This window comes from Spirosoma agri (assembly GCF_010747415.1).
Classification (GTDB): domain Bacteria; phylum Bacteroidota; class Bacteroidia; order Cytophagales; family Spirosomataceae; genus Spirosoma; species Spirosoma agri.
Map to the genome: position 1 here is coordinate 32,841 of NZ_JAAGNZ010000003.1, position 14,159 is coordinate 46,999.

9 protein-coding genes and 2 pseudogenes are annotated in these 14,159 nt (G+C 50.3%); 9 read left to right on the top strand and 2 right to left on the bottom strand.

Annotation, left to right across the window (positions count from 1 at the left end):
- Window positions 1-11: 11 nt before the first annotated feature.
- From GK091_RS24215 to GK091_RS24250, 8 genes are all read left to right on the top strand, one after another.
- Entirely contained in the window at window positions 12-578 is a 567-nt protein-coding gene (locus GK091_RS24215; RefSeq protein WP_164043097.1) for a GNAT family N-acetyltransferase, read from the top strand.
- 11 nt (window positions 579-589) lie between these two features.
- Window positions 590-3,172, top strand: coding sequence for a HEAT repeat domain-containing protein (locus tag GK091_RS24220; RefSeq protein ID WP_164043099.1), 2,583 nt, complete (start codon window positions 590-592; stop codon window positions 3,170-3,172).
- Between the two features lie 40 nt (window positions 3,173-3,212).
- A complete protein-coding gene (locus GK091_RS24225) occupies window positions 3,213-7,001 on the top strand; it encodes a sensor histidine kinase (protein ID WP_164043101.1) in 3,789 nt (1,262 codons plus the stop codon).
- A gap of 40 nt (window positions 7,002-7,041) precedes the next feature.
- On the top strand, window positions 7,042-7,926 hold the full coding sequence (locus GK091_RS24230; RefSeq protein WP_164043103.1) for a sensor histidine kinase: 885 nt from the start codon (window positions 7,042-7,044) through the stop codon (window positions 7,924-7,926).
- A gap of 65 nt (window positions 7,927-7,991) precedes the next feature.
- Window positions 7,992-9,164: a PP2C family protein-serine/threonine phosphatase gene (locus tag GK091_RS24235; RefSeq protein ID WP_164043105.1), complete on the top strand. Its 1,173-nt coding sequence runs from the start codon at window positions 7,992-7,994 to the stop codon at window positions 9,162-9,164.
- 35 nt (window positions 9,165-9,199) lie between these two features.
- The gene (locus GK091_RS24240) at window positions 9,200-10,213 is read left to right on the top strand and encodes a bestrophin family protein (protein ID WP_164043107.1); all 1,014 of its coding nucleotides are present in this window, start codon (window positions 9,200-9,202) and stop codon (window positions 10,211-10,213) included.
- A gap of 881 nt (window positions 10,214-11,094) precedes the next feature.
- Window positions 11,095-11,592, top strand: a complete 498-nt coding sequence (locus GK091_RS24245) for a hypothetical protein (RefSeq protein ID WP_164043109.1) — start codon at window positions 11,095-11,097, stop codon at window positions 11,590-11,592.
- 340 nt (window positions 11,593-11,932) lie between these two features.
- Window positions 11,933-12,157: a hypothetical protein gene (locus tag GK091_RS24250; protein ID WP_164043111.1), complete on the top strand. Its 225-nt coding sequence runs from the start codon at window positions 11,933-11,935 to the stop codon at window positions 12,155-12,157.
- Window positions 12,158-12,435: 278 nt separating this feature from the next.
- Here the strand turns inward: GK091_RS24250 and GK091_RS24255 are convergent, their stop codons facing one another.
- Together GK091_RS24255 and GK091_RS24260 are read right to left on the bottom strand one after the other, a co-directional pair.
- Complete coding sequence (locus GK091_RS24255) at window positions 12,436-12,723, bottom strand: antibiotic biosynthesis monooxygenase family protein (RefSeq protein WP_164043113.1); 288 nt, start codon at window positions 12,721-12,723, stop codon at window positions 12,436-12,438.
- 721 nt (window positions 12,724-13,444) lie between these two features.
- Window positions 13,445-13,684 (bottom strand): annotated as a pseudogene (locus tag GK091_RS24260) (IS110 family transposase); the annotation flags it as partial.
- A gap of 200 nt (window positions 13,685-13,884) precedes the next feature.
- Here GK091_RS24260 and GK091_RS29895 point away from each other — a divergent pair.
- Window positions 13,885-14,154, top strand: a pseudogene (locus GK091_RS29895) (IS110 family transposase); the annotation flags it as partial.
- Window positions 14,155-14,159: the final 5 nt, after the last annotated feature.

Here is a 14,159-nt window from a genome sequence, read left to right on the forward strand (position 1 = left end):
AGTAAGTAACCATGAATATTTCAGTCTTTCCTCCTCTTACAAAATCAGTAATGCTCGATGATCCTTATTGCATTGCCGAAGCTTCCTTTCCCGAGTACATTTATGACATTGGCGCACTTCGGATACGGGCCTGGCATGACGAACCGGGCGTAGATGCTACATTTTTCGACCGGCGAACCTGGATTGAACCCATCGACCAAACGGCGCAGCACTGGGTTGTAACCCGAAAAAATGTGGTCGTAGCCGCGGCACGAATGAGCTTTCACGACACGCTGGACAGTGTTCCCTATGCATCACTGCTGCCCAACAGTCACTGGTCACTGTATACTCATAAAGCCATTGCTTCCATCAACCGGCTGGTTGTTGACCCACGCTTTCGTGGACGGGGGCTGGCCAGACTCCTCGACCAGGCCAGAATAGGTATGGCCATCGACAAGGGGGTAGATGTGATTCTGGCGCAACCGCAGATAAGTCGCCTGGAGACCCTCAAGAAGCTGAACTTTTCATACGTCTGCGAATTACCCCGCACACCCGAAATGCCTAATCGCCCGCTGTTTTTCATGCACCGCCATTTGTAGAGAAGACTACTATGACCCAACGCGATACAGTCTACAAATTAATGAACATACAGCCGGGCGAAGGAAAGACCGTGCTCCTGTTTGTAACCTACTCGCTGTTTATGGGAGTAGCGGTGGCTGTATTTTATACCTGTACAACATCGCTGTTCTTAACCAGCTTCACCCGCAGCGAGTTGCCAATAGCATTCATTGCGGGCGGGGTGCTCATTTATGGACTGGGTCTGGCAGTGCGGCTCCTCCAGCGAACCATATCCTTTGTGCAGCTAAATAGAACGCTGCTGGCTTTTCTGGTGGTCACGGTGGCAAGTATGTTGATGGCCCCTAGCCAGATGCATACCAAGTGGCTTTATTTCGTACTATTCCTGTGGAACCGCGTATTCGTATTCATCAACGGCATCACATTCTGGGCCACAGCTTCCCGCATTTTTAACCTGCAGCAGGCCAAACGCCTGTTCAGTTTCATCAGCATGGGCGACGTGATCTCATCGGTCCTGAGCTATTTTTCGGTTCCTATTCTGCTTCGTTTCGTTTCCACCGAAAAATTGCTTTTTATCTCGCTGATTTCCCTATTCGTCTGCGCCGGTTTGCTGACGGTTATCATGAAACGCTGCCACAGCCAGTTCACGGCGGTACCCAGCCAGGCACAAACGTCGGGAGAAGCCATCGCCGATTCCGAACCCCTCGTTGATCCTCCGTATTACCGGTTGCTCTACCTACTGGCCCTCTTACCCGTCTTTGGGTTGGTATACGTCGAATTCATGTTCACGGTGGAACTGAAAGAAGTTTTTCCAGACAAAGAGATCATGGCCGGTTTTCTGGGTATTTTCTTCGGGTTCTGTGCCATCGTCGAAGCCGCGATCAAATCGTTTCTGTACAATCGGCTGATCAGTACCTATTCCATCCGAACCGGCATTATCTTACTTCCATTAACCCTCCTGTTCAGTTACGTCGTAACGGCGGTTTATGGGTCGCTCTACGGCACAACGTCGCTCTTTGTGGCGTTTGTCACGCTGAGCCGATTCTTCATGAGTTCGGTTCGGAAGTCTATCAACGACCCGGCTTATCAGGTGCTCTTTCAGCCAATTCCATCCATAGAACGTACGCGGTTGCAGAGTCGGATCGAAGGCGGCCCCAAGGCACTGGGGAATACGCTAGCGGGGGTTCTGCTGTTGATTCTGACCAAGTTCAGTGCCATCACGCTCGTGCACCTGAGCTACCTGTTTCTGATTGTCATTGGCGTATGGACCTACGTTGCCTTCCAGGTCCGGACCGAATACCGCGACATGCTCCAAAAAGCCGTGGCTAAATCAGCCGCGCTCCTGCAAACGCTAGCAACGCGCTCGCCCAAGGCCGCTATTTCGGAGAACAGCCGGCGCTTGAGTAGCAATCAGTCCTTTGATCTGATGGTACAGCTCGCCCACTCCGACTCACCCGAAGATCGCCTGCGGGCAGCACTTGAATTAGGCCACTCGGGACGCTACTATGCCTATACGCACCTCCTGACGCTCTTGCAGGACGAACACCCCGTCGTACGAAAAGCAGCACTACTGGCGGCAGGAAACCTGCGCAAACCCGAACTCTGGGCGCGTCTGCTCGATCACCTGGTACTGGAACAATACCGAAACACCGCCATGACGGCCCTGGTCAGTATCGGTGAACCGGTGGTGCCTGTGCTGACCCGTTTTTTCAATAATACCGATCAGTCTCCCGATGTTCAGGCGCACGTTGTCCGGCTTGTTAATGAAATTGGTGGAGAGACAGCCCTGCGTTTTCTGCGCGCGCGCATCAATCATCCGGTGCAGGCCGTTCGCGACAACGTGTTCGAAGGGCTGCACAAAATGAGACACCGGGCCACCGTAACCGAACGCTCCCATATCCTGTTGCAGCTCGACGAGCAGCTGGGTTTCCTCGTCTGGCTGGGTGCTGCGCGCCTGGACCTGGGCGACTATTCCCGACAATCGGCCCTGATTCAGTCACTGGAGGCCGAAAAGCAACTCGTGGTACCCAAGATTTTTCATTTACTGGCGGTTCTGTACGGCGATGATCGTTTCGACGTTATCGGCAGGCTCATTACCGAGCCGAATAATGAGTTGCAAGGTTACCTGATCGAACTGCTCAATACGACGCTGCCCGATGAGTTCAAACGTAAAATAGTCCCTTTGTTTGCCGATGTACCGCTGGCGCAGAAGCTGAGCCGGTGTGCCGTTTATTATCCGCAGCAGCGGCTGTCGACGGAAGCCCGGCTACACGACATTATCAATAAGGATTTCAATAAAATAACACCCCGGCTCAAAGCAATTGCCATCCGGGAACTCCTCAACGACTTTCATACTGATCCAACGACCATTCTGGTCGCCAGTGCGGCTTCGGCGAACAGATTGATTTCCGAAACTGCGTTTTATGTACTGCATGTACGGAACCCCGTCCGCTTTGCAGCGTTGCACACCGCCCTCTACCCGCTCGCAGACAAGACCCATTACCAGACAGCCGACCGCATTGCCAAGGGACTGACGCTGGATAACCTGCTGATCCAGCAGGATGAGCTGGTAAGAAGTGAGGCCGCTACGACCCAATTTGCCCAAACTGAAACCTAACCACGCGCTGGCCACCTACTGATTCACTCGTTGTACGCTTATGAAACCATTTTTGTTGACAGGTTGCTGGTTCATACTCCACTGCTTTCTGAGCAGTTGGGGAGCTTATGGCCAGACTGTCAACACGGATGCTGTTCGGGGTGTACCGCCAACCGCTCTGTATTTATCTGACGAGTACGACGCCCATAGTCAGAATTTTACCATTACTCAGGATCATCGGGGCGTCATGTACATTGGCAACTTTGCGGGGGTGCTGGAATACGACGGACTGAACTGGAAAACGATCCCCACTCAGAATATCACCAAAGTGTCGGCCCTGCTGACGGCCAAAGATGGAACAATCTATGTTGGCGGTAATGGCGAGTTTGGCTACCTGCGGCTCGACAGTATCGGTAATCCTCGTTTTGTCAGTCTGAGTAATCGGGTATCTTTCTCCTTTGGGGAAGTAGTGACCGTAGTGGAAAACAGGGAGGGCATCTTTTTCATTGCCAAGCGTGATACTACCCAGAACAATACAATTATTGAAGAAGGTGCTGTGTTTCGCTGGAATGGCAGGAAACTGACGGAGTGGATGGTGAAATCAGCCGTTGAATCGGCGTTTCAGATTGATCAAACCGTGTACATATTCCAGCGGAAAGCAGGTATTTGTACTTTCCGGAATGGTTTGCTTGATCCGGTTGGCAAGTCGAACCGTGTTCCTACTCTGGAAAGCGTAACGTCCATGCTTCCCCTGACAAGTGGAAAAGCACTCATCATTACCAAAAGCCAGGGACTTTTTCAGCTCGAGAACAACCTTATCGTGCCTTTCTCCAGCGTGGTGAATGCCTATCTGGCCAGTAACCGGGCAGCGAGTGCAACCGTTCTGAGCGATCGTTCTATTGCCATTGCCACCCTGCAGGGCGGGATTGTGCTATTAGCTCCGGGAGGGCAGACATTTGAGCTGATCCGCAAGGTTCGAGGGTTAACTGATCAGTTCATCAACGCTGCCTTCTACGACCGGGAAGGTAATTTGTGGTTTGCCCTGAACAATGGAATCGCCGAAATAGAGGTCCCCTCCCCTATCACGCTATTTGATCAATCCAACCGCCTGACAGGCGAAGTTATGGACATTCGGCGCGTGAACAACGTTGTTTATCTGGCGGCTACCAATGGCTTGTTCACCCTCGAAAACGCAGTGATACGCCCAGTGCCCGGTTTGAGCATCGGTTGTTTTGCCCTGACCGAAGCAGCCGGATCGCTGTTTGTCGCAACCAGTCAGGGAGTTTATCAGTTGGTTAACGGACGTGCTCAGCATATCACCCAAACCTATTCATTTTGCATCACGGCATCGGTTATCCATCCGGGGTTGCTTTATGTCGGTACCGAAATGGGACCGGGCATTCTGTCGGTTTCGCCCCGAACAACACCCGTTTACCAAGCCATTCCAGGCTTAACCGAACGAATTTTTGGAATTACCGAAGATTCAGACAGTAATTTATGGTTTGAGACACTGACCACTGGTTTATACAAGTGGGTTTCGGTTTCCAAGCAGTTGGTTCACTATACATCCCGGCAGGGATTACCAACGATGCTCTACAACCAGGCTACCAGCACAACGCAGGGTTTACTGGTCTACAACGAAAAAGGTATTTATCGGTATGATGCTCAAAAGGACCGCTTTTTCGCCTACAATCCCTTCAGAACATCCGCAAAGGGAACAGACTTCTGGAAAAATGCCCTCCTCGAAGATAGCCAGCGTAATATCTGGACCGTGGAGGGCGACGAGAAACGGGTTACATTGTATCAGAAGCAAAGGAATGGGTTTCAAACGTTCACCACTCCGTTCATGCCTATTTCAACCGCCCCCATCAACGTTATCTATCCTGACAGAGACGGTATTGTGTGGTTTGGCGGGCGCAATGGCGTAGTACGCTATGACCCTGCCATCATCAAACGGTACAACACCCCGTATCAGGCGCTGATTCGCCAGATTCAGACGACAGGCGGAAAAAAACTGTACACTGGTTATACGCCCACGTCCGGCCAGTCGCATACCCTAAGGGATCAGGTCCCCACGTTACCATACAGCAGCAATGACATCAGTTTTGAATTCTCAGCGGCCAATTATGCCGTTGGGAATGCGCTGACCTTCTCGTACAAACTGGAAGATTACGATAAAGAATGGTCCGATTCAACGTCTTCCAACAACAAAAAAGATTATACCAATTTACCGCCCGGCACATACCGCTTCCTAGTAAAAGCCCGCAATCTGTATGGCATTACGAGCCAGGAAGCCGAGTATACATTCACCATCCTGCCACCTTGGTACGCGCACTGGTGGAGCATTGCTTTGCTACTGATTGGGGCCGGCCTGTTGCTATTCTGGTTGATCCGGTGGCGGCTGAACCTGCTGGTACGCGAAAAGCAGGAACTCGAAACCCTGATCCAGGAACGAACCGAAGAAATTGTTTTCCAAAAGGAAGAACTCGAAAAACAATCGGTAGAACTGGCCGTTACAAACGATCAGCTCGAGAAGATCGACCTTGTTGTGCAGTCGATCAATGCCGAGATTGACTTTACCAAGCTGTTTCAAACGATTCCATCGAAGTTTTCGATTGTCAAGAACGTAACCAGTGTCAGCTTTCTGGCTTACGATAAAAAGACCGATTCGTTTCGGTTCAGGGCGCTTCGCAGCAACCACGACCTGTCACATGTTGAAGCGGTTCAGATAACGCAGGAGCAGGCCGAGAAACGGTTTCTGCTCCAGGCCGTAGAGGAATACGAAGACATTTATCGTAATGACAACGTTCAGTACGAACCCTTGAACAACGCAGTCGATGACCTTACCCCGCCCCTTTCGCTAATTACCATTGTCATCAAGAACGAAGGACGTATTGAAGGATTCATAACCCTCGAGAATACAACCCGGCTCAACGCGTTCAACCAGCGGGACCTAAGTCTGATCCGCAGCCTTAAAGAACACCTGATTGCCGCTTTCATTAAAACCCGCCTGCTGGAAGATCTGGAGAATACACTGAATGACCTTAAAAATACGCAGAATGAACTGATTCGGCAGGAAAGACTGGCTTCCGTGGGCCAACTCACCAAAGGAATCGTGGATCGGATTCTGAACCCGCTCAACTACGTCAATAATTTCTCGCAGTTATCAGACGGCCTGATCAATGAACTCATCATCCTTCTCGAAAATCAGAAGGGCGTTTTGCCATCCGATGCGGTTGATGACATGTTCGACGAAATGAGCGTTTTGCAAAAAAATCTGGTCAAGATTCAGGAGCATAGCAATAGCACTACCCGCATTTTGAAAGATATGCAGAAACTGCTCCGGGAAAAATCGCGGGATTTTCTGGAAACTGATCTCAATAGCTTTATCGAGAGTAAAGCCCGGACTTCGTGTCAGGAAATGGGCATGCGCTACGCCGATTTCAAGGTTAAACTGAGCATGAATTTGGAAAAGAAACCGATCCGAACCCGGTTGTTACCCAATGAATTTGGGCAGGTAATTGAAAACATGATGAGCAACGCGTACTATACGCTGCACGAAAAAAAGAAGCACCATGAGGACTTCATCCCCGAAATACAAATAAAGACCGAAGAGAAGGGGGAACAGGTACTGGTACGGTTCTATGACAATGGGAAGGGTATGTCACAGAATGAAGTCGAGAAATTATTCAGTCCTTTCTTTACGACGAAACCAACCTCCGAGGGTACAGGACTGGGCCTATTTATGGTCAAAGACATTGTTGAAACCCACCGGGGTCACATTAACATCACAACAGCAGAGGGCGAGTTTACCGAAGTACTGATCACGTTACCCATCATACATACCTAACGCTACCCCTATTCGTCATCCTTTAAAACCACTTGGCCGCATGGAAACACCAAAACAAATAACCGAACCTGGCCGCCTGACCAATTCGCCACCTGTTACCTCTCTGGAAACGGATGCACTGCGGGAGCGGGTGGCCGAATTGGACCGGCTGGCTTCCATTGGTCAGCTAACAGCCGGTATACTGCATGAAATTAAAAATCCGCTCAATTTTATCATCAACTACGCCCGCCTGTCAGTGGATCTGGTTGAGGAAGTAGAAAGTATTCTGCCCCAGTTCAATGACCATCCCGAAGTGGATGAACTAAACGCCGTGCTGATAATACTTAAGGGCAACATTGTTCGTATTCGGGAAAACGGAACACGGGCCGAGAGAATTATGCAGGGGATGCTGGCCCAGACCCGCGCCGATTCGTCGGTGTTCGAGCTGACGGATCTGAACACCCTGATCGAGGAGTTCACGAAGCTGGCATACCAGGGAGTCAGAGCAGGTGACAATGCGTTTGTGGTATCACTGGATTTTGATTTGGACCCTACTGTTGGACAGATAATGATAGCTCCCTACGAGTTCAATCGCGTTATTCTGAACCTCGTCATCAATGCCTGTTATGCCGTCGACGAGCGCCGTAAAAGAGAATCCGACGCCTACAAGCCTATCATTAGCCTGTTTACACAACGATACGATGACCATCTGGAAATCAAAATCCGGGATAACGGGGAGGGGATCCCCGACGGAGTAAAGCAAAAGCTGTTCACTCCGTTTTTCACCACCAAACCCGTTGGCGTTGGAACGGGCCTAGGCCTGGCGCTGAGTCGCAACATCGTCCATGAACTGCACGGAGGCACACTTAGTGTCGAATCCGAAGCAAACAATTTCACTGAATTCACGATCAGCTTGCCACTGGAGGCTAAACAGGAAAGCAAATAAACCACTGAAAGTCAGTAAACAATCACAAAACTAACTTCTTAAAAACTCTCAACTATTTCAGTATCATGGCTATTAAAATACTAAGTGTGGACGACGAAGGCGACATGGAAATGCTGATTATGCAGCAGTTCAGACGGCGTATTCGGGATAAAGATCTTGAATTTGTTTTTGCGAACAACGGGGCAGAAGCCCTGGCTAAATTAGAGGAACACGGAGACATTACGATGATCTTGTCTGACATCAACATGCCGGAGATGGACGGGCTGACTTTCCTCTCCAAACTGAACGAGAAGAACAATCCCTACCAGAAAGCGGTGATGGTATCGGCTTATACCGACATGGACAACATCCGAACGGCTATGAACCGGGGAGCCTTTGATTTCGTGACCAAGCCGATCAACTTCTCGGACCTGGAAATCACGATCAACAAAACCATTGCTCACATCGATATGCTGGTGCGGTCGCAACAGGATCACGATCAGTTGGTTGCCATCCAGAATGACATCAGCATTGCTCAGGAAATTCAACAGGCCATGCTGCCCAAAGCGTTTCCGGCTTTTCCGAATCGCACCGATTTTGATCTGCATGGCTTCCTGAAAGCAGCCAAGTTTGTGGGGGGCGATCTGTTTGATTATTTCCTGATGGACGACAACCGGCTGTTTTTCCTGATTGGGGACGTATCTGACAAGGGCATTCCGGCTTCGCTGTTTATGGCGATTACAAAAGCGATCTTTAAAAGTCATTTCTCGAACAAAAATTGCGGTACAATCTGCGAAGAGGTAGCCCGGATTAACTCGTTCCTAAGCGCAGATAACCAGTCTATGATGTTCGTAACGGCCTTCTTGGGCATTCTGGACCTGACAACCGGCGTTATTGAATACATTGATGCCGGCCATGAACCCCCGCTTATTTTACGAAAGAACGGTGAAGTAGAAGTCCTGAAAAAGCAGGGCGGGATGGCGCTTTGCATCGACGGTGACTATAATTACGTGTCTCACACCATTACCCTACAGCCCAGCGATACGCTCTTCACATACACCGATGGTGTACCCGACGCGAACAACAAAACGGGCGAGCGCTTCGGCATGCAGCGGGTAAAAGACATCCTGATTGCCCAAACCACGGCTGCCTCTCCTAAACAGATTAATGATTCGGTGTTAAGTCATTTGCAGGAGTTCATCGGCAGTCATGCTCAGTTCGACGACATTACGGCTCTGACGCTGCATTACGCCGGCTAAGAAAACCTATTTTCTTCTATCTTATTCTGTCCATCATGTACACGGCCAAACATATTCCTTTTCGTATTGTAGCCTCCTTTGCCTGGCGTCAGATACTCTTTTTTTTGTTCTATTCGTCTGGAGTCTGCCTATTATATGCACTGGCTGGCTGGACGTTTCTGGCCATACCATTCGTGCCTATTGCCACTATTGGCACGGCTGTTGCCTTCTATGTTGGTTTCAAAAATAACTCCTCTTACGAACGCCTGTGGGAAGGCCGACGCATTTGGGGAGGGATGGTCAACGCCAGTCGAGCGTGGGGCATTATGGTTATGGACTATGTTGGTACCATTGACGCTCCGGAATGCCAGTCGTCAGTTGAATTGTACCGGCAGCAGCAATTGCTTATCTACCGGCATATTGCCTACCTGAATGCCCTGCGCCTACAGCTACGGAAACAACCCATCTGGCAGGAAGACAGAAACGTAGGGATTGACCTGGTCGGGCAGCACAAAGCCCATGCAACTGGTACGTTAGAAAGCGAATTAAGCATGTTCCTGCACGACGATGAGGTAGATTTCTTTGTCAACCGGCAAAATCCGGCTACCCAGATCATCAAACGCCAATCGGCCCAATTACGGGAACTACGCACCCGCGGACTGATTTCGGAATTCTACCACAGCGATATGGAGAAGATGCTGGTTGAGTTTTATAATCAGCAGGGAGCTGCCGAACGCATCAAAACATTTCCGTTTCCCCGGCAATACGCCTTCTTCAGCAATATTTTTGTATGGCTGTTTCTGGTATTGCTACCCTTCGGCTTACTTACCGAGATGAGCAAGATCGGTGGCTCCTATATATGGCTGACAGTACCTTTTTACACGTTGATTGCTTGGGTTTTCCTAACTATGGAGGTAGTGGGCGATACGAGCGAAAATCCCTTTGAAAACAGCATCAACGACGTACCGATGACCGCCATTTGTCGCAATATCGAAATTGACCTGCGCGAGATGCTCGGCGAAACCGAACTACCCCAGCGTATCCAGGCTGTCGATAATATCCTGATGTAGAGTTGGACGATCTGCAATAACCGAGCGTCCTGACGATCAAAATACTCGCGCACAGATCGTTCTTCTTACGACCCAAACCTGTCGACTATTTCCGGACACATCGACCGCATTTGTACGCTACTTGAGTGATGAGTTCACTAAATTCAGGCCAGATGGTCGAGTACCCGTTTGGCAAAATCGGGCACCCGACCATCTGGCCTATGTCATTTATACCTGCGGTTCGACGGGACGGCCTAACTAGGTAATAATGGAACATCACCCAGTTGTGAACAGGTCTCTGGGTAGCGGGCGCTATGGATTGACTATGTTGGGTGCACTGGATGGCGAGACACCTCTGATCAGCATCTAGGCATCGGTACGGCCAACAATGACTCCCTGCCCTGCGTTTGCAGCAGCATGCCCTGGGCGACATTAGCCTTAAGGGCGACTGCTGCACCAATTAGTGTCCTTCTCGGCGGGAATCGGCTACCAAGTAGTCGTTCGTGTACAAATAATTTCGTTCGTTGACAATTCCCAACAGAATAGATAAGTATCCACCAGTTTTGGGGTAGTCATCCCTTAAATGACCTGGTCGGACGGATGACAACTCAACGAGTTACGATGCGTTCATTAATCCGTTTTTTGTAGTCCCTACACGCATCCACTCCTGGTATAGCACTGAAGGGTGTGGCCCTTCACCAAGTGCGGTAGGTAGCTTCAGCCAATCCCCTGTTAGAAGAAAACAAGGCGGTGATGCCCAATACCTGATGACGAATAAAAAGGCCTAAATGGGCCAAAATCACCAAAAATGGTTCGATACCGTTCGGCGCTAACCCTTTTTTCGCCAGACCTTTATTAACACTTAACCCGATAGAAAGCGAGGGTTGACTCAACTACTCCGTATGAAGTTCCTCTTTACCAATAAGCCGAATTTCATCCTCCGGCGACTCCATTTCTGGATTGGTCTACTGGGCCTGGCAGCCCTGAGTCTGGCCTACCAGGATCACAAAGAACCGGTTCTGGGTGCCCAGGATCAGACCCGGACGCAAGCCGTCGTCGACAGTGTCAGACACACGCTGAAAGACAGTCTGAAGGCGTTCGTACCGTCGATGAACATACTCATTCAGACCCCCACCAAGACCTATTTCGTTTCCTCGGTGGCCCCCGCGCAGACTGTTCGCTACATGCGCATTAATGGGCCCAATACCAACCCCGTCGGCTATTTGGGCCACCACGACCAACCAGTCTATTACCGTCACGACCAATGGCTGCACAGGCGGAGTTATCAAGTGGACTGTTTTAGGCGGCACGGGTCAAGCCAGCGGCAACACCTATACGCTCACTCAGCCAGGCAACTACACCCTCTCGGCTACTTGTTCACTAAATGGCTACACCAGTAGCTCGTCGGCTCCGCTGAGCGTGCAGATTCGGCCCGGGGGCTTTGCCATCACGGGGGTGACTATGGTGAATTGTCAGTTAATCGATGAGGTCAGTATCAGGTACAGTTTACACCCCAGTATTCGGGACGGAACGGTAATCCGATCAGCTTCTTTGTAGCCAACGAACTGGTGGCAACGACAAATCCAGGCCCGTATAGCCTTAATCTATACACCGATAATCCAGCTATCACCCTGAGCACTTACCGCTATAACCGGCTGGCGGTGTGTAATCCAGCCGGTTATAGCGGTAGGTAGTGGTAAAGCGAACGCGGGTCTACCCGTTCGGGTGTTTGGTAATCCCGTGACAGGCAACACCGCCAAGGTAGAGATCAGTGGCGTAACGGACCAGCCGGTACAACTCAATCTGGTGGATTTACAAGGCAAGTCAGTTCATACCCAGTGGATCGAGCAGGCGGGTGCTTTAGAGCGGTTTCGCTTACCGCTAGGGAACAGCAACGGGGTTTTACTTTTACAAGTCAGCACTCTAACCCAGCGTCAGCAGGTGAAACTGCTGCGAACAAATTAGCGCGCTAGTCCTACGAGAGCTTAGACTTAACGATCAGAGCTATTGTAGGGCCTACTGCTTTGTCGAACCAGGTGTCTATTGAATAAGAGCTTCCCTTAATTTCAAGTATCAAAGTAAGTTGCCCCCAAATGGTGGTGTATTCTTGCCAGCTATTACAATAAACGTTTCTACTTAGCCTGGATGACTTTTGTGCCCCACAAGGTTACGGCAAGGGGAACGGCTGAGCCGTTCCCCTTGCCGTAACCTTCCCCTAAAAACAATAGGTCGGACAAGCCGCTCTACACTGCTACCTGATAATAGTCCAAGGTGGGTTTGCCGGCGAAGTACTCTCTTAGATGACTGACCGCCTGGCCGAGTAAACCACTGGTTTCCGCGCTAGGGCAGGCTTCCTCCGAATCCCAGACCGATACCATCAACACATGCTGATCCGCTGGCGCGTAAAAACAATGGCCGAAGGCAAACCCGGCGTGTTGCTTGAGAGCAGGCAGTACGGTATTCTGAAAATAGGTAACCGCTTCCTGGGCTGTCTCAGCCGTTAGCGAAGCGCGAACGATGCGAGCGTACATACGAATAACGTTTTTGGAAAGATCGCCTATTTTACTGTGAATTCTTAGGGAGTAGGTAATCCACAAGCCAATCAACTGATTCGGCGTACGGGTCAGGAAACTAAGGGGTAGGTTATCTCCGTAACCAGGTTGTCCCGGAGCGGAGGGATCTACTGCTCGTTTAGTTGGCGGTGGGCATTTTCGTCGTCTGAGGTTTAGTTAACCAGTTGAGCGTTCTGGCCCCACTCAATGCCAATGATAACGATAAGGTCCGTCGGCAGGCAATCATGAGCTGAGCATGCTTAAAGCAAGAAAGGCATCATGGTTGCCCATATTTTCTTAATACGCTGTTTTTGTTTGATAATTTGCCCTGCTTTGCCCGAGATAATATAGTAGCCGGAAAAGCAAAAGCTAGATTCGATCAAGTGAAAATTAGTAACCGTTCAGCGCTTGAATTTGTCTATCTAGCCCAATCAATAGCTCATCCCTAAACTCCTTCAGTTGCTCGACCGTCGTTAGGGCATTCGAACGCCGACCGTCTTTCAGCGGCTTACCCTCAACAAGTATTCTACCGGTATACAAGAGTCCACTACTATCAGGCCTAGTAACAAACTTAGAGCGTGTTGGGGAATTGAGAAAGGTTGAGAGTCGTGCCAACTTTGTATCGACCGCCCGGCGGCCCGGCAAGCAGCAAAGTAATGACCAAACAGTTTTCTAAACTGAGCGCCCCGATTTCTATGGATTAAACAAGGGAAAGGGAATAAGATTTGTCATATTTTTCGCCCCGATTAACCACTGCGTACACTCGATGGATCAGTTTATAAAGAACCGCATTGAGAACTAACATCTTGTTCTTGCCTTCTGCTACTTTTCGCTGATAATACGTCTGTAGCTCACCGCTCACTTGAATAGCCGACATCGCGCCTAAATGAAATAATGACTTGAGCCGCTTTTGTGCCTGGTGACTCACTCGGGTCCTACCGCCCGGCGGCCCGGTTCGTTTTCCCATTTGGTTAGAAAGCAGTCTGCAAATCAAAAGGGCGGGCGGTCTGCAACGAGGCAAAACCGACAGCATTGATGCCCAGCGGATCGCTGAATATGCCCGCTCGGGCGGCCCCGTATCGCTTTCAGGATCAGATACGTCTCTGGGAGCTGCCCCGCGCCGTTGTGCAGCAGTTGGCCATGTTCAGCGCAGCCCGCCAGCGGCTGATCGCGGTTTATAGTCAGTTGGCAGGTCCTTTGGCTGAACAGCAGGGGTTCATCAACCCTACCTTTCAAAAACAACTTCTGAAGGGTTGCCAGGCGTCGCTGGTCGCCATCGAGAAAGACCGCAAGGCGGTTGACAAAGATATCGACCAACTCGTTGAAGGGGACAATCAGCTTAAAGAGCTTTTTGGTCTGATTACCTCTATTCCCGGTATTGGTCCGGCTACAGCCACCGAGGTGGTGATCGCCAC

Coding starts and splice junctions, on each gene's coding strand:
- GK091_RS24215 (WP_164043097.1), top strand. CDS start 12: ATGAATATTTCAGTCTTTCCTCCTCTTACAAAATCAGTAATGCTCGAT.
- GK091_RS24220 (WP_164043099.1), top strand. CDS start 590: ATGACCCAACGCGATACAGTCTACAAATTAATGAACATACAGCCGGGC.
- GK091_RS24225 (WP_164043101.1), top strand. CDS start 3,213: ATGAAACCATTTTTGTTGACAGGTTGCTGGTTCATACTCCACTGCTTT.
- GK091_RS24230 (WP_164043103.1), top strand. CDS start 7,042: ATGGAAACACCAAAACAAATAACCGAACCTGGCCGCCTGACCAATTCG.
- GK091_RS24235 (WP_164043105.1), top strand. CDS start 7,992: ATGGCTATTAAAATACTAAGTGTGGACGACGAAGGCGACATGGAAATG.
- GK091_RS24240 (WP_164043107.1), top strand. CDS start 9,200: ATGTACACGGCCAAACATATTCCTTTTCGTATTGTAGCCTCCTTTGCC.
- GK091_RS24245 (WP_164043109.1), top strand. CDS start 11,095: ATGAAGTTCCTCTTTACCAATAAGCCGAATTTCATCCTCCGGCGACTC.
- GK091_RS24255 (WP_164043113.1), bottom strand. CDS start 12,723: ATGTACGCTCGCATCGTTCGCGCTTCGCTAACGGCTGAGACAGCCCAG.